The 24,538-nt window shown below is 42.1% G+C and carries 13 protein-coding genes; 11 read left to right on the top strand and 2 right to left on the bottom strand.

Features of this window, described 5'->3' with window-relative positions:
* Positions 1–98: 98 nt before the first annotated feature.
* Positions 99–2,726, top strand: a complete 2,628-nt coding sequence (locus tag ACRD69_RS18605; protein WP_430816639.1) for a M6 family metalloprotease domain-containing protein — start codon at positions 99–101, stop codon at positions 2,724–2,726.
* A gap of 352 nt (positions 2,727–3,078) precedes the next feature.
* Here ACRD69_RS18605 and ACRD69_RS18600 read toward each other — a convergent pair whose 3' ends face one another.
* Complete coding sequence (locus ACRD69_RS18600) at positions 3,079–3,534, bottom strand: META domain-containing protein (RefSeq protein WP_430816638.1); 456 nt, start codon at positions 3,532–3,534, stop codon at positions 3,079–3,081.
* Between the two features lie 82 nt (positions 3,535–3,616).
* Between ACRD69_RS18600 and ACRD69_RS18595 the strand changes: the two genes are divergently transcribed.
* A complete protein-coding gene (locus ACRD69_RS18595) occupies positions 3,617–4,156 on the top strand; it encodes a DUF8685 domain-containing protein (RefSeq protein WP_430816637.1) in 540 nt (179 codons plus the stop codon).
* Between the two features lie 558 nt (positions 4,157–4,714).
* Here the strand turns inward: ACRD69_RS18595 and ACRD69_RS18590 are convergent.
* Positions 4,715–7,531: a helix-turn-helix and ligand-binding sensor domain-containing protein gene (locus tag ACRD69_RS18590; protein WP_430816636.1), complete on the bottom strand. Its 2,817-nt coding sequence runs from the start codon at positions 7,529–7,531 to the stop codon at positions 4,715–4,717.
* Between the two features lie 389 nt (positions 7,532–7,920).
* On the opposite strand from ACRD69_RS18590, the gene ACRD69_RS18585 reads away from it, so the two are divergent.
* The 9 genes from ACRD69_RS18585 (at position 7,921) to ACRD69_RS18545 (ending at position 24,126) form a co-directional block, all read left to right on the top strand.
* Positions 7,921–10,989 (top strand): SusC/RagA family TonB-linked outer membrane protein, encoded by a 3,069-nt coding sequence (locus tag ACRD69_RS18585; protein ID WP_430816635.1) that lies wholly within the window; start codon positions 7,921–7,923, stop codon positions 10,987–10,989.
* 19 nt (positions 10,990–11,008) lie between these two features.
* Positions 11,009–12,577, top strand: a complete 1,569-nt coding sequence (locus ACRD69_RS18580; RefSeq protein WP_430816634.1) for a RagB/SusD family nutrient uptake outer membrane protein — start codon at positions 11,009–11,011, stop codon at positions 12,575–12,577.
* 19 nt (positions 12,578–12,596) lie between these two features.
* Positions 12,597–13,676, top strand: a complete 1,080-nt coding sequence (locus ACRD69_RS18575) for a LamG domain-containing protein (protein WP_430816633.1) — start codon at positions 12,597–12,599, stop codon at positions 13,674–13,676.
* Between the two features lie 202 nt (positions 13,677–13,878).
* On the top strand, positions 13,879–15,843 hold the full coding sequence (locus tag ACRD69_RS18570) for a glucoamylase family protein (protein WP_430816632.1): 1,965 nt from the start codon (positions 13,879–13,881) through the stop codon (positions 15,841–15,843).
* Between the two features lie 24 nt (positions 15,844–15,867).
* Positions 15,868–17,208 (top strand): glucoamylase family protein, encoded by a 1,341-nt coding sequence (locus ACRD69_RS18565; RefSeq protein ID WP_430816631.1) that lies wholly within the window; start codon positions 15,868–15,870, stop codon positions 17,206–17,208.
* Positions 17,209–17,255: 47 nt separating this feature from the next.
* Positions 17,256–19,580 (top strand): beta-glucosidase BglX, encoded by a 2,325-nt coding sequence (bglX, locus tag ACRD69_RS18560; protein WP_430816630.1) that lies wholly within the window; start codon positions 17,256–17,258, stop codon positions 19,578–19,580.
* Positions 19,581–19,870: 290 nt separating this feature from the next.
* Complete coding sequence (locus tag ACRD69_RS18555) at positions 19,871–20,974, top strand: DNA polymerase III subunit gamma/tau (protein WP_430816629.1); 1,104 nt, start codon at positions 19,871–19,873, stop codon at positions 20,972–20,974.
* 248 nt (positions 20,975–21,222) lie between these two features.
* Positions 21,223–21,600, top strand: coding sequence for a DUF8493 domain-containing protein (locus tag ACRD69_RS18550; RefSeq protein WP_430816628.1), 378 nt, complete (start codon positions 21,223–21,225; stop codon positions 21,598–21,600).
* Between the two features lie 297 nt (positions 21,601–21,897).
* Positions 21,898–24,126, top strand: coding sequence for an NADP-dependent isocitrate dehydrogenase (locus ACRD69_RS18545; RefSeq protein WP_430816627.1), 2,229 nt, complete (start codon positions 21,898–21,900; stop codon positions 24,124–24,126).
* Positions 24,127–24,538 lie beyond the last annotated feature (412 nt).

The following is a 24,538-nucleotide window of genomic DNA, read 5'->3' as shown; positions in this document are numbered from 1 at the left end:
GGATTGACAGATAAGCTTCTGTTTATTAACCATGACAGCCTTACAGCTTTATGGCTGATTGTCAATGTGACTCAGCATAACTTACTTAACTTTTAAGGATGCAAAAACATTTACTCCTTTGCTGCCTCTTACTGGCCAGTGCCTTAAGTTACGGGCAATCCAAATTTGTTATAGGCTCACCTGTCAACTCTGAGCCATTTACATATGTCAATTCAGAGGGTTTCGAGCTTACTCTGTTTCCCGGCGGAGACAATACCTTTCATTATATTCTCACAGAGGATAATTTACCGTGTATAAAAGCTGGTAATTCATACTTCTATGCCATTTACAAAGATGGTAAGGGCAGGGCTTCAAAATATGAAATTGGTACTGAGGTATCTTCTGCCTTCATCAATAAAATAAGGCGATCTTATGAAGACCATTTATTGCAGGTTGAGCAAATACAAACCCGGTTAAAATCCATTCAGCTGGCACCATCTGTTCAGTCAACAGGAACCATTAATGCGCTGCTAATCCTGGTTGAATATTCAGATCAAACGCACTCCACATCCAAAACGGAAATCGAAAACTTGTTTAATCAACCAGGATCGGCTGATAAGGCGGGCTTTAAAGAGTTTTTTCAGCGTGCCTCACATGGTAAACTGACTGTAAATGTAGATGTGGCAGGCTGGTACAATTGCGAACAGCCTTATAGCAATTTCTCCGAATCAAAAGGTATGTACCTGACTGGTAACCTGGTTAGAAAAGCTGTCGATGCCGCTGAAAACGATGGTATTGATTTCTCTAAGTACGATAACAATAACGACGGTAAGGCCGATGCTATTATTGTAATGCATGCCGGTTTGGGTGCTGATCACAGGGGGGAAGAAGAGTATATCTGGCCGCATTCATGGAGTTTATCAGGTACGGTTAATAAAGCTGTAACTTATGACGGAGTTAAGATTGACCACTATGTAATTGCTTGCGAACGTCGTGTTTATGGAGGGCTTAACCAGGCTGCAGGTATTGGCACGTTTGCGCATGAATACGGACACGCCTTAGGTTTACCTGATATGTATGACGGAACAGGAAAATCCAATGGTCTGGGGCATTGGGCACTCATGTCTGCAGGCTCATGGCTCGATGGAGGCTATCAGCCATCTAATTTTTGTGCATGGTCGCGATATGAATTAGGATGGGAAGAACCCCAAATAATCAATTATACCGATAAAGGAAGCTACACCTTGTCTTCCATGAATGCTGATGCTGATCAAGTGGTCCGAATTAATACAAAAAGCGACGATCAGTATTTCCTGCTTGAAAACAGACGTGCCGAGAATAACGATATTCGTCAACCATCATCAGGATTGGCCATTTATCAGATATCAAAAAATAAACTGGCCCTTGAGCGTGGTATTAATGATAACCGCGATTTTCCTGCAATACGCTTACTCGAAGCTGACTTCGATGAAAATGGCGGACTATACGGGGCCAAAGACAGGGGAGTCGCTGGCGATTTGTTTGCCGGCGATGATCAATCAGTCACCATTGGTGCAAGCACAACACCATCAACGAACTTGTTTAGTGGCAATTCCTCTGGAGTAGAACTCTCTGATCTGAAGTTGGAAAGTGATAATCGCTTCTCATTCACAGTTGAGGGGCCATTGCCACTTATCAGCTGGCCCAAAGCAGTATTCATCGAATCGCCAATTAATGATGGCTCAATTGATCAGAGCATGAGAATAGTGCTCGAAGGTGATGAATTTGTTTTTACTGATGACGTATTGCCGGCTGAAGCCTGGCAGGTCAGTAATTTGCCCGAAGGCCTCAGCATTGTATTAAAAAAAGTGGACGCAAACTCATTGGATATGGTCATTGAAGGTAAGGCTGCCGTGCACGAATCACACAATAATGTTTACGATGTACTTTTCTCCTTTACAAATGATGCATTTACAACGCTTGCAGCTGAAAACATTCAGAAGGCCACTGGTATCTACATCAATATTAAATACCACAATGAAGATGACGGGATACGTTTATTTGTTGAGGACTTTGAAAATGTTACTCCTCCTGCATTACCGCAGGGCTGGGAAGCTCCTGCAGGTGCCGGTGGTATAACGCACTGGGAAACGGTTTATGGGTCCAATCATACCAAAGGAGGTCTTGTTGGCGTGCAGTTTTACGATAAAAACAGCAGCAACAATGAATATTGGCTGGTTAGCCCGTCAATAGATCTTAAGGATTTTAAAGAGGTATCTCTATCATTCTGGCAGAAATTTGACCTGAACGGAGACGCTAAAAATAAGGTTGCTGTTTCAAACGATAAGCAAAACTGGACGATTATCTATAATGATCACCCTGAAAAGAGCGACCAATGGGAAGAAGCCCTGGTAAAAATACCGGCTGAGTTTACCGGACAAAAAATACACCTTGGTTTCTGCATTTATGAAGAACAGGCCTGGGGCTGGTTTTGGGATGATGTAAGCCTGATAGTCGACGATTATAATGCTGTCTACGAATTATCGGCTGATAAGGATCTGCGGGTGAGTTATGATGATGTGTTGCAAACAGTTAGTATTAAAGCAACAAAGCTTATTAAAGATGTGACAGTTTTAAACATCGCAGGCCAGAGTGTAATTCAGGCTGTAAATGATCAAATATCAGTTAGTCATTTAAAAAGGGGTATGTACCTTGTTCATGTTCGAATGACCGATGGATCAGAAACCGTTTATAAGTTTAGAAAGTAACGAAAAACCAGGTGCAAACCTGATGTTTTATAATTATACCATTGACTAAGGGTGTTAACGCAGTTGAGATAGGACAATAAGATTCTCAAAAAGTTAACAAACAAGAGGGTGTCCGAAATTTAAGTTTCACGCGGAGGTCGCCAAGAATTATGCAAAGGCAGCAAAGTATTCGGTTTTATAACTTAATACTTTGCAGACTTTCTTTTTTGCGTTCTCTGAGAGAAGTATTTTTAATTTGGACAGCCTCTTTAGTATATCTAATTCAACAGAAATCTGAATCCCCGATGAACAACATATTGAGTATTGAGGCCTACGCTCGGGCTATTTAAACTTGAAAACAAGTACCATCAACTTATTCAACTGATTTCAACTTAAACTCAAGAATCAGTACACCATCTTTTTCAAATTGCAGTAAATCGCCTTTCGTTTTAAATTTTAAAGCTTGTTGCAACATTTGAAAGAATTCATGCTCAGGCACGCCGTCGCAATACATCTTTGTTGAGAATATTTTACTTAAAGTAATGGTATCACCCTGTATATCAACCTCGCCGCCGAAAGAATTACAGCCGCTGTTACCACCTACCTGATTTTTAGCTTCATTAATAACAAGGGTGGGGATTCGATCTGTAAAACCCGCTTCAGCTGGTGTCTGGCCCTTATAACTGGTTAATTCCCAGGTATTGCTTTCTACAAAATTTTCTATGCTTGTCTTTTCTTCTTTAGCAGTCTGTGCATTTGAGGCGCTCTGCGTTGATTTGCAGCTTAGCATAAAAGCAAATGCCGCTATTGCAATAATTAGTTTCTTCATCATCGTTAATATTAATTTTTGATTGGTTAAATTAGACAATAAATATCGTGCCAATAAACATACAATTTAAATAAATACTTATATGGATTCAATAGATATCAAAGTTGGAACACGGGTTGAACACCCCCGATATGGTGAAGGTATCATAGCCCAGGTTACTTTAGGGGCTTATATCGTTTACTTTGAAGATGGTGGTAAAATGGAGATTCCTAAGACCAGTACAAACCTGACGATAATAGAAAGTCCCGATGAAGGTAAACCGGAGACTATCACCGTGCGTGATCTGCGCTATGCCATTGCCTCTGTATTAGACGAATATGGTTCATTGCCTGCAGAGGTGGAACTGGGACAAAAATGGATACATGGTAAAGTCGTACTGCACCCATCCAATGACTCGCTTCAGCCCAAAGAAATTCCAATGGATACCTTCTTTAAAAAGATTGTGATGGTACGCGACAGACTAAGGGTACTGGAACAAAATATAAACTCGTCTTCATCTCTTAACGATGAAGAAAAGGTTCACATGCAACAGTACATCACACGTGCTTATGGTAGCTTGACCACTTTTAATGTCCTGTTTGCCGAAAAAGAGGATTACTTTAAAGGCAGTGGGAAAAAGTAAATCAAAGGAGAATCTTATTGGTATTAACAATACTTACACATGCAACATTTTTCCCTTTTTGCACAGACTAAAAGGGAAAAATTGCTGTCAGAAACAGCAGTGATCAAAGGTTTATGATCCATCGCTGTCAAAATCAGGTAATCAATTGAGAATGCCTTCCAATGGTAAGCGGACCACCAGCCCGTTATTTACAGCTCTATTCCGAAGGAATTAATTCGTATAATTAGTGCAATCCGTGGTTATTGATTAAAAGCTGTCAATCAACATGCTATCCTTTAACCAAACAACTACCTATTCCGCTGCAAACAAATTCCCACATTATCATATTCGCGGTTGCAGCGGGTTGATGGAGATGACTAGTCCTGGGGTGTCGCTGCGCTTTACACCAGGTTATGATGATGTGGGCCTTCAGCCCGTTATCTATAGCTTGGTAATCAATTCCGCAGGAATACAATTTGTGTGCCCTGATAACCATCGGGGTGTGGGTGAAATATTAAAAGCTGCAAATCAACATTATACCCTCAATCATGCAACTGCTTTAATAACTGACTCAAACAACTACTTACTCAGAATAAAGTCAATAAGGTTATCCTCAGCCGACAGGCCTAACTTTTTCCGTAACCTGTAACGGTGGTTCTCAACACCACGAACCGTTATGCCTAATAAGGGAGCAATATCCTTGGAGGTCAGGTTAATGCGCAAATAGGCACATAAACGCAAGTCGCTGGATGTCAGATCTGGATACGTTGCTTTCATTGTCTTCAAAAATGTTTCATGGGCTTGTTCAAAGTTGGCTTCAAACAACTGCCAGTCATCCTGACCCGAAATATTGCTGTCAATCTTACTGATTAAATCCTGATAATACTTATCAGGGTAACGATTGCCAAGCGTTTCCTTTTGCTTTTTAATTTTAGCCTTTAACGAGAGCAGGAATTCATTTTTCTTAATGATGCTCATGGCTGAACTTGCTAACTTTTGGCTTTTGAATGACAATTCATTGCTTAACTTTTCATTTTTAAGCTGAATGAGTTCTTTCTCTTTGTCTTCACGTTTACGCTTTTCTTTCAATTTAATTTTACGACTTGTTATATGCTTTAAAAATAGCATTAAGCCTATAAACATAAGAAGGTACATCAACAAGGCCACATTATTTCGGTACCATGGGTCAAGAATTTTCAATTGCACCACCTGCATTCCTGAATCCTTATTCCAATGGTTAACAGCCCTTATTCTTATCGTATAATCACCCGATGGAATACGGCTTAACTCAATAGTGGGGGACGCGGATAGCTCTGACCAGGTATCTGTCAAACCCTCAACTATATATTGGTATTTAAGCTTTTCTCCATTAATCACCGGAAAAGAATAGCGCAGGTGTATGTTGTTCAGACTATGTGGTAATTCAATGTTTTCGTTTGTCAGTGGCAGAAGATTACTTTCGGCCTTTCGATTATAAGCAGTGGCTTGCTGTAGCTCAGGTTGAAACCAGCTAATGGTATCAGTGTAACTCTGCCCGTTCAGGTTCAGGAGGGAATAACCGTTTTCCATACATACCAAAGCCAGTGAGTCATTTATCTGAACGATGTTTTCATGTTGTGGTATGAGGTGGTTCTCAAAAATAGAGCTTGGATATTCCCTGATCAACTCAATATCATCAGCATATATTTTATAGTAGGCCAGTCCTTCAGAGCTGATAAACCAATAGTGATGATTCGTACCTTCAACTATTCGTATGGCGTTCTTGTATATACCTACAGCCTTATTTAAAAGTGTATATGGAACTATTTTATCATTCAGGTCATCATAGGTATATAGTTCTTTTCCGCTTGTTATAACGATCTGATTTTCGACCTTAAAAGCCCTGATATGTCCTCTGTTCTGCAATTCAGAACCAATTTGATCATAATGAACAAGTGATTCTACTGCAGTCAGGTCATCGTTTAGACGGATCTTGTGCAGACCACCGTAAAAATGAGTGGCCCATAAATTCCCCTGGTGATCAAACTCAATAAACCGAGTCAGGTTATTAAAGCCTTTAATTATATTGGAAAATTGCCAGCCTTGTGAACTTTGTTTGTAGATGATCAGATCATTATAGGTTCCCTGTATCAGAATGTCGTGATAGTAAGGATGGCGTTTAATGGTATAGGCTCCGGCAAAACCAGATAAGTGCTTAAAACCTGTTCCATCATTTGTCATTGTGCCCGAGTTAAGCCCGATAAATAAGGTTTTATCAATTGTGCTGCAGTCCCAAACCTGCCCCTGGGTATTGTCAACCAATGTAAAAGGATCGTTTGCATTCTCCCATTTCCTGGTATATAGCCCCTGGTTAGTGCCAAGATACAGGTAATCATTATAAAGGGCTGCCGAATAAACAGCTCCCAGTTCTTCTTCATTGTATGTTGTATAAGAAAGGTCGTTGTTTAGGGTAATCAGGTCAATGCCCTTATCCAGTGCCAGCCATATGTTATTAAAATTGTCCTGATCGATGCCCAATACAGTATTACTTTGCAAGCCATTATCATTGTTATAATGGAACTTTACAACCCCATCGTTAGAAAAACCGATAATGCCATCTAATATGGTACCTATAACAATATCTCCGGAAGGACTTATAAGCCCGTGGTTTATTTTATTCTTGATAAAGAAGTTCTGCAATGCCTTGGCAACGGGCTTAAATTCCCCTGTTCGTGAATTGAAATAATACAATCCATTCGATTCGGTTCCTATATAGTATTCATCCGGTTGGGGTGTCTTAGATATAAAACGCAGGTAATTGCTTTTAATAAAGGGGTGATCAGAGATAAGGATCAGTTGTTTATTACTTAAACGATACAAACCATCGTTATGAATAGCTACATAAACGTCATTACCTGACTGTGTCGCGAAATTAATAAAGCCGCCGGGTTTAATAATGTTAAAAGCATTATCCTCATATATATAAATGCCGGCAAACGAATGAAACATTACTTGTTTGCCATTGACAAATATGTTCCAGAACTCTTCATTGGTATCAAACTGATCTTTTATACTATCTGTTAATGAACTATATTGTAACTGTCCGGTTTCATTGCGTTCCCAGTAACCAATCTCACGATAACCTCCGGTATAAATACGTGCAGAGTCATGTGCTACAGCTCGTATGATGGAAGCGTTGGCAGAAGGGTACAATTGCCAGTTAATACCATCAAATTGCAAAAGCCCGCTGGTATTGCCAAAATAGATGTAATCTGTGTCATCGCATTTAACCGACCAGTTTTGACTGCTTGCGCGGTAATCGCTTTTATAAAAGTTATGAAGCGCTTGCGAGTGCAAACAAGTAGAACTATTGATTACGTAGATAAGAATGCTGATAATGGCAATGCGTTGCTTCATTAAAGGAATAAGATTTATAAGATTGGTCAGAAGGATTAACGCTGTAAATTTAATTTATTCTTAGATGCTTGTTAGCAATCCTCTTAACAAATTTTAGTAAATCCTTTATATTGCTGTTAAATCAGGCTTAATTATGGGGTGTTTTGGTATGAATGCAACTCATCAACTTGAAAAAGAGTGCTGACTGACGAAAGTGGGTATGTTAAATTGTGTATTTGTTACGTTTCTGAATATGTGACACATACAAATATATGACAGGCTAAAGTGAGGTGATTGTGCAAACCCTTTTTAAGACATTTTAACAGTGAGAGGTCGTAGTGTGGGCATATTTTTTTGGAGGAAACAAGTCCTCCATACTTTTGACCATACGAACTCAAAAAAATTGTAATATGAAAAAATTCATTTATTCATTATTTCTATCGTTCGTATCCATGTTAATGATGGCACAACAAGAACAACAGTTGTCCGGAAAAGTGACGGGTACAGACAATATAGGAATACCAGGTGTATCAGTTGTTATTAAGGGGACCTCCACAGGTACCATAACTGATATTAATGGTGATTTTAGCATTAATGCAGCACCGGAAGATATTATTGAATTCAGCTTTATCGGATTCCAGACACAGGAGTTATTGGTAGGATTGCAGACAGAAGTATCGATTGTGCTTCAGGAGTCGGTGGAGTTGGTTGATGAAGTAGTGGTTGTTGGGTATGGTACTCAAAAGGTAAAAGACTTAACATCATCCATAACCACGGTAAAATCAGAAGAACTGGCCAAGACACCTGCTGCCTCAGCTATGCAGGCCTTACAAGGTAAAGTGGGCGGACTTCAGGTGGTCAGTTCCGGTCAACCTGGCAGCCAACCAACGGTGCGTGTAAGAGGTATTGGTTCATTTCAATCAGCTGGTCAAAATCCTTTATATGTGGTCGATGGTATGTTTTACGACAATATCGATTTTCTTAACATCTCTGAAATAGAATCTGTCTCTGTTTTGAAAGATGCTTCTGCATCGGCCATTTATGGGGTGAGAGCTGCAAATGGTGTCATCTTAATTGAAACAAAAGGTGGTGATAAAGGCAAAACGGAAATTGAGTACGATGGTTACTTTGGTTACCAGGTAGCGCAAAATGTATTGCAAATGGCCAACGCCGAGCAGTTTACCAACATGGCTATAGAATCTGGTTCAGATGCTGATTACACGTATATACTGAATGCTATGCAAAAGTATGGCAGAAGCCGTATCAACCCTAATGTTCCGGATGTCAATACCGATTGGTATGATGAAATACTACGTCCTGCACCTATTCAAAACCATAGTTTAAGTGCACGTGGAGGTACTGAAAAGGTTAAGTACGCTTTGGGTACCAGCTATTTTAAACAAGATGGTATCATGGATGTTGAGAATTACTACGAGCGTTTTAACCTGACAGCTAAAATTGATGCCAAAGCCAGTGAGTGGTTGTCCTATGGTGGTAATGTGGTGTTCAGTAACGCGACAAAAAAAGATCCAAATAATGAGGTGTGGAAGCAGGCTTATCACGCTGTTCCTGTTTTGCCAAAGTATGACGAGGCATTTAAAGATATTTCAACACCCCACAATTTTGCCGATGCAAAGCTTCTGGGATATCGTGATCACCAGAATCCTTTCCCGGCGATGCTTTACAATGACAAGCAGCTTGATATTATGAAGGTGAATGCCAATTTCTACGCGCAAATTGACCTGATCCCTTCTAAGCTGTCATTTAAAACTTCGTACAATCATGCCTATACAGATCTGAATGAGCGTAATGTTGATTTTCCTTTCTACATGAACGATAACTGGTTCAGGGAATTTTATACCGAAGGTGAAGATGAAGCGGTGAAGTACAGAGCCGATTTTGTTAAGGTTTTCAAGAAAAACAGCACCTATTCCAATAAGATATGGGACAATGTGTTGACCTATACCGATAGCTTTGGAGCCCATAATATTTCATTAATGGCCGGTTCTTCATACCGCTATGAAAAGAGCCATAACCTATGGGGATCAGCCGAAGATGTACCGGCAGAAAAAGAACAATACTGGTATATTGATGCCGGACAAAACAAAGACTCCCATCTAACAGGCGATGGCGGGGCTAAATATTATGGACAATCGTACTTCAGTCGTTTGTCTTATAATTTTGATGGTAAGTACATGCTTTACGCTACAATGCGCGCCGATGGCAGCAATAAGTTTGAAAATACCTGGGCTTACTTTCCGGCTATCGGAGCTGGCTGGGTTATTTCTGAAGAAAACTTTATGAAAAACATTGATGCGATCAATTTTCTGAAACTGCGATTTGGATGGGGACAGTTAGGAAATGATAAAATTCCTCGTTCAGACGGTTCAGCTGCTACCTATATTAACTATGTAGCGCTTGCCGATGAGCGCGTTGGCGGAACGGTAACAACAAACAATATCAATATTTTACGTTGGGAGGTAACAGAGGAAACGAACATTGGTTTTAGCGCCAATTTATTTACCAACCGCTTAAGTGTAGAAGCTGATTACTACTCAAGGGATACAAAAGATGCCGCCATTTATGTCAATACTCCTGTAATTATGGGAGGTGGCCTTAAAAGCTCTGGTGTGATCCGTAATTCAGGCTTTGAGCTGGCAGTGAGTTGGAATGATAATATCACAAGTGATCTGAGTTATATGATTGGAGCTACCTTATCAACCAATAAAAATGAGGTGCGTGAGCTCTTTGGCCAGGAATACATTGATGGTGGTACAGCCGAATTCCGTCAGCGTACCATGGTTGGTGAGCCGCTAATGGCTTTTTATGGCTGGGAAGTAGACGGTGTGTATCAAAATCAGGCTGAAATTGATGCTGATCCTGTTGCCAAAGCCAATGGACTTGAGCCTGGAGATTTCCGCTATAAGGATCAGCAAAAAGAAGGTGAAGAAGGTTATGGTGTGATCGATGATAATGACCGCACTGTACTGGGCTCTTATTTTCCTGATGTCATGTATGGCGCCAACCTTGGTATTCAGTACAAGAATCTGCAGCTAACGACCAACATTATGGGACAGGCAGGAAATAAGATCCTGAACCGTAAGCGTGGCGAAGTTATCTGGACCAATGATACCAACTGGGATGCTGATCTGGCTAAAAACCGCTGGCACGGTGAGGGTACATCGAATAAATACCCGTCGTCAAAAGGATTGCGTAAAGGATGGAACCAAAAGATGAGTGACTATTTGGTTGAAGACGGTGCTTTCTTCCGGATTCAGAATATTCAGTTGGCTTATACCCTTCGCAATAAAACGATCTTTGGCACGAATATGCCGGACGCACGTATTTCATTTACAGCAGAACGACCATTGACTGTATTTAGCTACAATGGTTTCAGTCCTGAGGTGAGTAACGGTATCGATAACCAGGTACATCCAATACCTGCTGTATATACCGTCGGCTTAAACCTGAAATTTTAATCGTAAAATGTAATTCGACATGAAATTGATTAATATTGATATAATAAAAAAACTGGCACTGATCCTTGTAGTACTTACAGCAGTGTCTTGCCATGATAACCTGGATGAGCCTTTTGAAAACAGAGTTCCCACAGAAGATGTGGATTATACTGTTTCTCAGGATATGATATTACCGCTTTATGGTGCCTACTCAGAATTTTATATGAAAAGAGGGTGGGAAGGTATCCCTCTGATGTCCGTAAGAGGAGATGATGTTAACGCTGGTGGATATGGCGATCAACAACCATTCTTTATGACCGATCGTTACGTGTATGATCAGGGCTTCTGGATGTATAATTCATTGTGGCAGCTGGAGTATACCACCATCTTTCGTATGTTTGATGCAGTCGAGCAGATCGAATTGTATCGCGAGCATTCGGGCAATCCCAATGCTGACCAGTATATTGCAGAAACCAAGGTGATCAAGGGATGGCTATTGCGCAACCTGGCACTCACCTGGGGCGATATTCTGATTCCTGAAACATCTGATCCGGCGGATATGCTGCTAACAGATGTGTCAACTTATGCCGAAGTGATGCAATATGTATCCGACCTGATGGATGAAGCTATTCCTGACTTGCCTGATATGCTTCCTGCCGACCGTAGTGATGTTCCGGGTGGTGTAACCCGTTATACAGCGCTGGCTATTAAAGCAATGGTTAACCTGGAATTGAAAGAATATCAGAAAGTAGCTGATGCCACTTCACTGATTATCGCTTCGGGTAAATTTAGTCTGTACGACGATTATTATAACTTATTTAAAAAACCGGGTGAACTGTCTTCTGAAAGCTTGCTTGAACTGCAATTTTCAGACTATAACCAGAGTACAGGGCCACAGGAAACCTACTTATTTGGTTTTTACGGGCCACAAACCTGGACACCAAAAGTGGAAGGTGCACAAGCGGGCTGGGGATTTTATGAGCCTAGCGTAAAATGGATCAAGTTCATGCTCGACCGCGATGACAATACCCGTTTGCAAACCAGTGTATTGTTTACAAATAAAGGGATCAATGAAATAAAGGCTGATCCAGCTTATGCTACATTGCCGGCCTGGATAAGTAATGCTACACCTTCAGGTGATATTATTCAGGACTATCCGCGTGCTAATTTTGCCAGTGGTAAGCATTACTTACCTACTGATCAGCTAACACCGGGACGTAACAATTATGGTAATGGAAAAAACTATAGCCTCATACGTTATGCCGAGGTCTTACTGATCCATGCTGAAGCCTTGGTTAACGGAGCATCCAGTTCTGCTATGACGGCCGATGCAGCCCTTAATGAAGTGAGAAGAAGAGCGGGTCTGGATGCCATAAGTGGTGCCGGACTTCAGGAAGTGCTGGACGAGAAGTTTGCTGAACTGGCAATGGAGCACGGAGCACGCTTTTACGATATGGTTCGTTACAGCAGGTACGATGAATTGAGCTATAGTGATCGTTATGATGACTCAGACGGTGTTCGCGCATTTAATGCCGATAAGGTGTTTTTACCATACCCGCTGGCACAACTTGATCAGCTGCCTAATCTGAAAGCTCATGCCAACAATTAATCCTTTAAACGCTGGAAAAATGAATACGATAAAAACGATTTTATATAGTCTTGGGATCTTATTGAGCTTTGCCGCTTGTAATGATGGCATTGATGACATAAGGCCCGAGGAACCGGGTACTGATGAATTGGCACCGGTTGTGACAATAATGTCTCCACAGGATGGCGACCAACTGATTGTAGCGGCTGACAGTCCTGTTCCGCTAATGCTTGAAGTGGTGGATGACATTGAGCTGGACAAGGTAACGATAAGTATCAATAATGAGGTGCTTGAAACCATTGCAGATTTTACTGACTACCGTCGTTATGCACCATTACAGGGGCATGGCCTGAAATTGGAGAACGGCAGTTATACCATGCAAATTGAAGGAACGGATAAAACCGGCAAAAGCACATTGTCTGAAACCATTAGCTTCAGTGTAGTTAAAATGGGTGATTTTGAGCCGCTCTACGGAGAATCATTCTACATGAGCTTCCAGAATCACTATTTGGACCATGCATCTGTAGAGAATGCAGCTATAAACGGGTTCCCTGGCTTTGAGGAGAATGGTGTTGTTGGTGCGGCCTATCAGGGAGCAGAAGGCGCAAGCCTCTCATTTCCGGTGGCTGATGTATTCAGTGGAAGGGAAATGACCGCTGCTTTCTGGTATAATATTGCTCAACAGGGGCGTTCAGGTATCTTATCAGCAAGTCCGTCAGGCAGTAATAATAACCGTGTGGCAGGTTTCCGTTTGTTCCGTGAAGGTGGTGACGATGCTCAAACCATTAAGCTGAATATTGGTAATGGTAGCTACGATCAGTGGTTTGATGGTGGTGCAGCCGCAACAATTAACCCACAAACAACAGAGTGGGTGCATGTGGCAATAACAATTTCCGAATCATCGGCAGCCGTTTATATCGATGGAGAAGTGGTTTCTCAGGGTGATCTGGGAGAACCGATCAGCTGGGATAATTGCGAGGACCTGTATATCGCATCGGGAGGTCCGCATTTTAGCGAATGGGATCATAAAGAGGACCTGAGCCTCTATGATGAGCTGAGAATTTTCCAAAAGGCATTGAGCCAGGACGAAATCAAAGCCATAATTGCCAATGAGCAATAATGGGTGTGCCTTATAAACAGTATATTACCAAATGACTAAGATGTCTGAAGTTATTATTTCATACTAACACCGATTAGGGAAGCGCAAAGGTCGTAATATGCCGACGATTGTTATGATCCTTTGCGCCCTTTGCGTTTTCTTCCTTTGGGTGCTTGGTGGGAAATAGTTCAAGCCTCGACAACTTAATTGATAAACGATAACGATGAACCGAAGATTCACAATTTATATTTTACTGGCACTACTGGTTTTAGCCTGTAAAAAGGATGAACAGTCAGCACCGCTTAACCTTAATAAGGTCTACTTTGATTCACAGGAAATAGACCCCGATGGCAATACTATTTTAGATGTAGGTGTATCACCAATCATCCGTCTTGTTTTTTCTGAATCACTTGACGAATCATCGTTAAATGAGAGCATTCAGCTATCAGCTGAAGGTGAATTAGTTCCGGTTAATATCAGCCTGTCATCCGATGATAAAGTGGTCAATATTACACCTGCTGATCAACTGGCATATTTTACCCCTTACGTGCTAACAGTTAGCAGTGAACTGACGAGTGAAAATGGCAGTGAATTTGATGGCACAGACATCCAATTTACGACCATTCAGGGGACATTGGTATTGGAGAGCATGCTTATCAACGAAAACGATGTAACGCACGCCGGTTTTATACAAGACGTGCCTTTAACGCTGGATATTACAATGCGTTACAGTGAATCTGTTGATCGCAGTTCACTGGAATCAGCTATTAAGGTTACAGGGGATATCGCCCCGGAACTGTCCTTTACCTACTCCGATAATGATCAGGTGATAACTATTAGTACCCAATCGCCACTGAGTTACTACAGAAGCTACGACCTCACCATTTCAGACCAACTGGAAGGTGCTGACGGTGCTAACTTTAGCGGTTATGCTACTCAACTGTTTACGACCCTTGATGAGACAAATAAGTTCCCTCCGTTAAGTGATGAAGAGCTATTGACATTAGTGCAAAGGCAGACGTTCAGGTATTTCTGGGATTTTGCGCATCCGGTCAGCGGATTAAGTCGTGAACGCAATACATCAGGTCACACTGTGGCTTCTGGTGCAAGCGGATTTGGTTTAATGACTATTCCTGTTGCTATTAAACGTGGTTTTATAACACATACAGAAGGGGTGGAGCGATTAACCACAATGATCCATTTTCTGGGTGATAAGGCCGATCGCTTTCATGGCGCCTGGTCTCATTGGCTGCATGGAGAAACGGGAGCTGCTATTGCTTTCAGTGAAAAGGACAATGGGGGTGACTTGGTTGAAACATCATTTGTGGCCATGGGATTAGTGACTGTACGTCAATACCTCGATGCTATGGTAGCTGAAGAAAAAGCTCTTATCGATAAAATAAATACCATTCTTGAAGATATTGAATGGGATTGGTATCAGCAGAATAATCAGGATGTGCTGTATTGGCACTGGTCACCTGACTATGCCTGGGAAATGAATCATCCGATCAGGGGATGGAATGAAGCATTGATTACCTATGTTATGGCTGCATCATCGGCAACTCATGGCATAACAAAGGAGGTATACAACCAAGGTTGGAAAGCTGGTAAGTTCGTCAATGGTAAGTCGTTTTATGATATCACATTACCCCTCGGACCCGATTATGGAGGACCACTGTTCTTCGAGCAGTATACCTTTTTAGGTCTGGACCCAAGGAACTTAAGCGGCAACCAGGGTGAAAGTTACTGGGAGCAAGTGGTCAATCATACATTAATCAATCGGGAACACTGCGTCAGAAATCCCAATAAACACATTGGTTACAGCGCCAGTTGCTGGGGCTTGACCGCCAGTGATGGTTACAATGGCTATTCGGCACATTCGCCAACCAACGACAGAGGCGTAATAACTCCAACAGCTGCACTTTCATCCCTTCCATTTACACCCGATCAGTCAATGGAAGCCATGAAGCATTTTTACTATGCCATGGGAGATCGTCTCTGGGGACCTTACGGGTTCTACGATGCCTTTAGCGTCAAAGACGAATGGTATGCAACATCTAATATTGGCATTGATCAGGGACCAATCATCCTAATGATCGAGAATCATCGCAGTGGCTTATTATGGGATTTATTTATGTCGGCACCTGAAGTGCAAAACGGGCTCAATACTTTGGGCTTTACTTATTAAGCAAGATACAAACAGATAAAAACAATGAAATCTATATATTTACTAATAGTGCTGACAGCCCTATATAGCTGTGGGCATAAACGAACAGATACAGCTGGTTCCGACGCGAGTAATTGGAACGATGAGCAGTTGCTGGATACGGTTCAGTATCAAACCTTCCAATATTTCTGGGAAGGAGCTGAACCCAATAGTGGAATGGCCCGTGAGCGTATTCATACAGACGGCGTATATCCTCAAAATGATGCCCATGTGGTAACACTGGGAGGTTCTGGCTTTGGTGTCATGGCTATTCTATCAGGCGTTGAGCGAGGGTTTATCAGTCGTGAGGAGGCCTTTCAACGCTTTCAAAAAATCGTTCGTTTCCTGAAAGATGCTGATCGCTTTCACGGGGCCTGGCCACATTGGCTGGACGGCAATACCGGTAAAGTAAAACCTTTCAGTGCCAAAGATGATGGTGGTGACCTGGTTGAGACAGCTTTTATGATACAAGGGCTGCTTACAGTGGCGGAATATTTTAAAGAAGGTACAGCCGAAGAGCAACAACTGGTAGCAGATATTCAGCAGCTATGGCATGATGTGGAGTGGGATTGGTATACCAAAGGTGGAGAAGATGTATTGTACTGGCATTGGTCGCCAAACCATGGATGGGATATGAATTTTGGGGTGAGTGGATACAACGAATGCCTGATCATGTATGTACTGGCAGCTTCTTCACCTACACATCCTATACAGCCAACAGTCTATCACAAAGGCTGGACAGCCAATGGTAATATCACTAAAGGTTCGACCTATTATGGCTTACCAAGCGTATTGAATTACTATGGTGACGAACACAAACCAACCGGTCCCTTATTTTGGGCGCATTACTCTTACCTGGGGCTAGACCCTCAGGGTTTAAGCGATCAATATGCCAATTACCATGAACTGACACGTAATCATGCGACCATGCATTACCGCTATTGCGTTGATAATCCCAAAGGGTATAAAGGATATGGTGAGAAGCAATGGGGTTTAACCTCAAGCTATTCTATGAACGGTTATGCCGGACATTGTCCTGGTGAAATGGATCTGGGGGTTATTACACCTACAGCGGCACTTAGTTCATTTCCTTATACTCCTGAAGAATCCATGAAAGTATTAAAGTATTTATACATGGAAGCAGATTCACTGGTGGGGCAATATGGGCCGTATGACGCCTATAGCCATGAGGCCGGGTGGTATACGCCCCGTTACCTGGCCATTGATCAGGGGCCTATACCTGTAATGATCGAAAATTACCGAAGCGGACTGCTATGGAAGCTGTTTATGGCCAACGATGATGTACAAAGGGGTCTGCAGGCTCTTGGCTTTACAATTGAAGAGTAAGATGAGTTTACCGGTTCAGGCTAAGGGCTCATAAAACAATAGACAAAATGAAGATGATAAACATACTTAAGTATTACAGCGTACTTGTTTTGGCCATACTGATGGCCGCCTGTCAGGCTGATAAAAACAGCACTGAATGGGTAAGTTACAGTGGAGACAAAACCATTGAAGCCAGGGTGGATTCTGTATTGCGCCTGATGACTTTAGAAGAGAAGATTGGGCAGATGAACCAGTATTCAGGGAACTTTGCCACAACAGGAGCACTTAGTGATAACCAGTCGGGCGAATACCTGAAAAGGGGAATGATCGGCAGTACTTTCAATGTATTTGGTGCTGAGCATGTGCGTATGCTACAGGAGCAAAACCTCAAGCATTCACGTCTTAAAATACCAATGCTGTTTGCCGCCGATGTGATTCATGGCCTTGAAACCACCTTTCCAATACCCATGGCTGAAGCCTGTTCATGGGATCTGGATCTGATGGAACAAACTGCACGGGCTGCTGCTGAAGAAGCAACTGCTTCGGGTGTTGCCTGGAATTTTGCACCGATGGTAGATATAAGTCGTGATCCCCGATGGGGACGGGTTATGGAGGGGGCCGGCGAAGATGTTTACCTGGCGTCTGAAGTGGCAAAAGCCCGCGTGAAAGGCTTTCAGGGCATCAGCCATTACAGCGATCTGTCCAAAGCAAATACCATGATGGCATGTGCCAAGCATTTTGTTGCTTATGGTGCGGCACAGGCTGGTCGCGATTACCATACGGTCGACTTGTCAGATCACAGTCTGTACCAGACTTATCTGCCACCTTTTAAGGCAACTGTTGATGCTGGTGTAGCGTCGTTTATGACGGCCTTTAATGATCTGAATGGCGTGCCATGTACTGCCAATGAATACCTCTTTAAAGATATTTTGCGCGAGCAATGGAATTTTGGCGGTATGGTCGTGACAGATTATACAGCTATTATGGAGCTGGTTGAACATGGAGTAGCCAAAAACCTGAAAGACGGTGCTAAGCAAAGTCTTGATGCAGGAATCGATATGGATATGATCAGTGAGGCCTTTGTGACGCACCTCAAAGAGTTGGTGGAAGAGGGGGAGATCTCTGAAGATCAGATCGATGTTGCTGTGTCACGTATCCTGGAGATGAAATTCCTGCTTGGATTATTTGATGATCCCTATCGTTATTGTGATCCTGAACGAGAAAAAAAGGTGGTGATGAAGCCTGAATATGTGGAGTTGGCTCATGAAGCAGCCAAGGGCTCGGTTGTATTACTTAAGAATAAGAACAATACACTGCCTTTGCAAAAGAATGTAAGCAAAAAAGTGGCTTTGGTCGGACCGTTCATTAAAGAACGCGAAAGCCTTAATGGCGAGTGGGCCATAAAAGGGAACCGTGATAAGTCCGTTACCTTGTATGAAGGTTTAACGGAGAAGTATAAGGGCTCAGCAGTAAAGTTGACTTATGCCAAAGGTACTGACTTACCTTTAATTGACAGAGCTACCATGAAAGAGTCAGTCATCAATATACCTGATGAAAATGGCTTTGCAGAAGCAGTCGGAATTGCCGGTTCAAGTGATGTTATCCTGGTGGCTATGGGCGAGCATTATCATTGGTCGGGCGAGGCTGCATGTCGGACAGATATCCGTTTGCCGGGCAATCAGCGTGCTTTGCTTAAGGCGTTGAAAAAAACAGGTAAACCCATTATCCTTGTTTTGTTCAATGGCCGTCCTCTTGATCTTTCGTGGGAAGCGCAACATGTCGATGCCATTGTGGAGGCCTGGTATCCTGGTTTAATGTCAGGTCATGCTGTTGCCGATATTATAGCAGGAGATTATAATCCATCAGCGAGATTAGTCATGTCATTCCCCAGGAATGTTGGACAAATACCTGTCTTTTATAATGCCAAAAACACGGGACGTCCCTTTGATGCAAAGCATCCCTCTGATTATAAGTCGTCTTACATTGATGTGGACAATTCACCACTGTACCCCTTTGGATATGGTTTGAGTTATACCAGCTATGCCTATTCTGAAGTTCATTTAAGTGCTTCTGAAATGGCGATGAATGGCAAAGTGACTGTAAGTCTGAATGTCACTAATACGGGGGATATGGCTGGAGAAGAAGTGGTGCAATTGTATATCAGGGACAAAGTAGCATCAATATCGCGACCGGTTAAGGAGTTAAAAGCTTTTCAAAAAATTGCTCTTAAAAAAGGTGAAACTAAACAGCTCAGCTTCACCATCGATAAAGAAATGCTTGCCTTTTACAACAGTGACCTGCAATGGGTAAGTGAACCCGGGCAATTTGATATTTGGGTGGGATCAAGTTCGGCAGATGAAAGCAATCACCTGGTTCTGGATCTCCTTGAATAAAGACCTGCTCACCCTCTGAAGGAATAACTATAAGCAATAAATTGACCACCGGTAAAGCCGGTGGAAGAACAAAGCAACGCACACCAGCCTGCAGGGGCTGCACTACCACAGTCAGCCCCTGCAATTATAAACACATACCATAGCTTAGGTATGGAATTATACATCACCACCATACAATCCACCCATCAGAACTTTAATACCCTTTGTTAATAACTTCTCGGGCTCCAAATTGGCAAGGGCTCAAAGAAATTATATATTTGCGTGCAGAATTTAATTATAGTTCTATCTGAATGGAATACATTGTTTCAGCAAGAAAATACAGACCGGCAACATTTCGATCGGTAGTAGGGCAGGGCAATATTACGACCACGCTAAAGAATGCTATTAAAAGCAGTCACCTGGCGCATGCGTATTTGTTCTGTGGCTCGCGAGGTGTGGGTAAAACCACCTGTGCGCGTATTTTTGCCAAAACAATCAACTGTTCCAATATAAACGATGATTTTGAAGCATGTAACGAATGTGAATCATGTCAGTCATTTAACGACAACCGTTCATACAACATCCACGAACTGGATGCTGCCAGTAACAACTCGGTTGATGATATTCGTAGCCTGATTGACAAAGTTCGTGTTCCGCCTCAGCTTGGAAGTTATTCTGTTTATATCATTGACGAGGTTCACATGTTATCACAGGCTGCCTTTAACGCCTTTTTGAAAACACTGGAGGAACCACCTCGTCATGCTATTTTCATTTTAGCGACTACCGAAAAGCATAAGATACTGCCTACTATTTTATCACGCTGTCAGATATTTGATTTTAATCGAATTACGATTGCTGATGCGGTTGGACACCTGAAGTATGTATCAGAAAGTGAAGGAGTGAAAGTTGAAGAGGAAGGTTTGGCAGTTATTGCGCAAAAGGCTGATGGAGCCATGCGTGACGCCTTATCCATATTCGATCAGATTGTCGCTTTTTCAGGTAAAGAAATATCCTATCAACAGGTTATTGAGAACCTGAATGTACTGGACTATGACTATTACTTTAAACTGACGGATGCCTTTCTGGCAGAAGATTATAAGCAAGGCTTACTTACTTTTAATGAAATCCTGTTAAAAGGATTTGATGCGCAGCATTTTATGGCAGGATTAAACAGCCATATGCGTGATTTGTTGATGTGTCGCGATGCATCAACTGCCGATTTGCTTGAAGTAGGACAAAGTACTAAAGAAAAATACCAGCAACAGGCTGCCCAGTGTTCAGTTGACTTTCTGTATGAAGCACTGAAGATAATTAATGACAGTGAACAACAGTACAGGGCGGCAAAAAACAAGCGTTTACACATTGAGTTTGCGCTTATCCGCCTGGCGCGTATCGTTACCGAAAAAAAAAACTAAAATCGTCTGATGAGATACCCATCATCACGGTAGGTAAAGTACAGCCAAAGGCCCCAACAACAAAAACTCCCCAACAAAATTCCGGCAATAAAGGTGGTGTAACCAAAATTCCGCCGCCCCCAAAAGTAAATGGAGGTGGTAGCGTTGGCCTGAAGTCTATTTCGCTTAAGAACCTGGCACAAAAGGTACAGCAACCGGGTACACCTTCGCCTAAAAAGGAAGAGGTCAAGGTAGAAGAGCCGATTGATATGTCCTGGAACGATGCATTCGACCAGGAGAAGCTGGATGGTGTTTGGAGGGCATTTACCCGTCAGTATGAGCGACAACCTCGTATTCATACCATTTACAAAAACCATCGACCGGTATTAACAGCTGAAAACAAGCTGCTCATCAAGTTGCGTAATCAAACACAACAACATGAGCTGGGCAAAGAGCGCTCTACCATCATTTCCTTTTTAAGACGAAGCCTTAAAAATGCAAGGATTGAATTAAGTTTTGAAATTTCACAGGAAGAGGACAGCGGACCGAAAAAAGCGTTTACAGTGGCTGATAAATACAAGGTGATGTCTGAAAAGAATCCGGCACTGGCACTCTTTAGAAAGGAATTTAATCTCGACCTGGAATAAATAAGGAAAATTAGTAATACAATGAACTGTTGTGTAGCATATTATTAAGTATTAATATGTCGCATATACATGACTAATATCAGTGCTTAGTTAAGCTAATCAGATAGCTTTGTAGTAACAATTATCCTTTAGTTAAAATTGTGACCTTGATAAAGCAGGTTTCCATTAAACACATTGCTTTGTCAAATGTTACAAGAATGCCAAATGTATTACTGAATGATTGATGAAGAAACAATTTATATCAGCCATTTAATGATATCTTTGGTATAATCACGTATTCATTTATAACAATTTAAAATGAGAACACAGACCCCTAAGATTATTTACACCCAAACGGACGAAGCTCCGGCTTTGGCAACTTATTCATTTTTGCCAATTATTGAGGCTTACACAAAGTCAGCTGGTGTTGAAGTTGAAACCCGTGATATTTCATTAGCTGGTCGTATTATTGCTAATTTCCCTGATCATCTGACAGAAGAGCAGCGTATCGCTGATGCACTGGCAGAATTGGGACAATTGGCTAAAACACCTGAAGCTAATATAATCAAGCTGCCTAATATCAGTGCATCTATTCCTCAAATGCAGGCGGCTATCAAAGAACTACAGGAAAAAGGCTATGCCTTACCAGACTATCCTGAAGATCCGCAAAATGAGGAGGAAGAAGCTATTAAGGCTCGTTACGATAAGGTTAAGGGTAGTGCCGTTAATCCGGTTTTAAGAGAAGGAAACAGTGACCGAAGGGCTCCACGCGCCGTTAAGAACTATGCCAAAAAGAATCCGCACTCAATGGGTGCATGGTCAGCCGATTCCAAATCAAATGTATTAAGCATGCCTGAAGGTGATTTCTTTGGTAGTGAGCAATCAACCACCATAGAAAAGGCAGGCAGTGTAAGAATCGAATTACACGATGCTAATGACACTATTACTGTTTTGAAGGAAAAGGTTGAACTGCAGGAAGGTGAGATCATTGATGCAGCAGTAATGAGTAAAAAGGCGCTTCGTACTTTCCTCGAAACAGCTATTGACAGGGCTAAACAAGATAATATTCTATTCTCTGTACACTTGAAAGCTACCATGATGAAAGTCTCTGATCCTATCATCTTTGGTCAGGTTGTAGAGGTTTTCTTTAAGGAAGTGTTTGAAAAGTATGCCGGTGTGTTCCAGGAGCTGGGAATATCAGCCAACAATGGTATAGGTGATCTGTATGCCAAGCTGGAGAAGTTACCTACCTCACAAAAAGAGGAGATTATTGCAGCTATCGACGCCTGCTACAGTGAGCGACCCGCCCTGGCCATGGTTAACTCTGATAAAGGTATTACCAACCTGCATGTGCCGAGTGATGTTATTATTGATGCGTCTATGCCGGCTGCTATACGCACATCAGGACAGATGTGGAACGCAGAAGGTAAGTCACAGGATGCTATCTATACTATTCCCGATCGTTCTTATGCAGGTGTTTACCAGGAAACAATGGATTTCTGTAAGAAACATGGTGCTTTTGACCCAACTAGCATGGGAAGTGTATCCAATGTTGGTTTGATGGCGCAAAAGGCTGAGGAATATGGTTCACACGATAAAACATTCCAGGTAGCCAGTGCCGGTACAGTGAAAGTAATCGATCAGGATAATACAGTTCTGTTGGAACACAAAGTTGAAGAAGGTGATATCTGGCGCATGTGCCAGGTGAAAGATGCACCTGTTCGTGACTGGGTGAAACTAGCTGTAAACCGCGCCAAAGCTACAGGCTCACCGGCAGTGTTCTGGTTAAACGAAGAGCGTGCCCATGACAATCAGTTGATCAAAAAAGTGAATCAATACCTGCCTGAGCACGATACTTCAAACCTGGAGATCCATATTTTATCTCCCGTTGATGCGACACGCTTTTCATTGGAACGTATCATTAAAGGTGAAGATACCATCTCTGTTACAGGTAATGTATTACGTGATTATTTAACTGATTTGTTCCCTATTCTGGAAGTTGGAACAAGTGCCAAAATGTTGTCTATCGTTCCATTGATGAATGGCGGTGGTTTATTCGAAACAGGGGCAGGAGGCTCGGCTCCAAAACACGTACAGCAATTTGAATACGAAGGACACCTGCGTTGGGATTCACTGGGTGAGTTCCTGGCTTTAGCAGTGTCATTGGAACATTTAAGTGTCAATAGTAATAATCCTAAGGCTAAGGTACTAGGCGAAACACTGGACGAAGCAACCGGTATGCTGCTTGACAATCGCAAGTCACCATCACGTAAAGTGAATGAGCTGGATAACAGGGGCAGTCATTTCTACCTGGCAATGTACTGGGCTCAGGCATTGGCAAATCAGGATAAGGACGCTGAATTAAAAGCCATATTTACACCTGTTGCCAAGGCAATGGCTGATAATGAAAACACAATTGTAGATGAATTAAATGCTGCACAAGGTGCTGCCGTTAATGTAGGAGGCTACTATGCTCCTGTATTTGAATTAGCATCAAAGGCCATGCGCCCAAGTGCTACCTTAAACGCTATTATTGAAAAGTTATAGCATTTATTAATATAACAGGGCGGCCTTAAGTTAACACTTAGGGCCGCTTTTTTATATACCAGCATTTGTCTAATCCCACATTACACGCCCTGGTAACAATCGGGGTACACGTTTTATTGCATCATATACAAAAGTTGGGTCTAATCTGAAAATTTTAATTTTGTGGTAAATTAGAATTAAACTAAAGAGCTTATTAAGGAAGTTATCAGCTTTTTTCTATAAGCATAATACACCAGCTTGTATCTAAGATATTTCTTAGGCTGAAGGCCTAAAACATCACAACAAGGGGCAACGCCCACGAGTGTTCGAAAAGATTCAAACATTCACATATATAGTGTTTTGCAAGCTGTAAATCAGCTCTCCTCCTGGCAAGGAGGAGTACCTCGACGAAGGAGAGGGGAGGTGGTTTTAA

This window comes from Carboxylicivirga agarovorans (assembly GCF_050589845.1).
GTDB classification, from domain to species: domain Bacteria; phylum Bacteroidota; class Bacteroidia; order Bacteroidales; family Marinilabiliaceae; genus Carboxylicivirga; species Carboxylicivirga agarovorans.
Note: the sequence above shows the minus strand (reverse complement) of the source record. Positions and strands in the feature narration are given on the sequence as shown.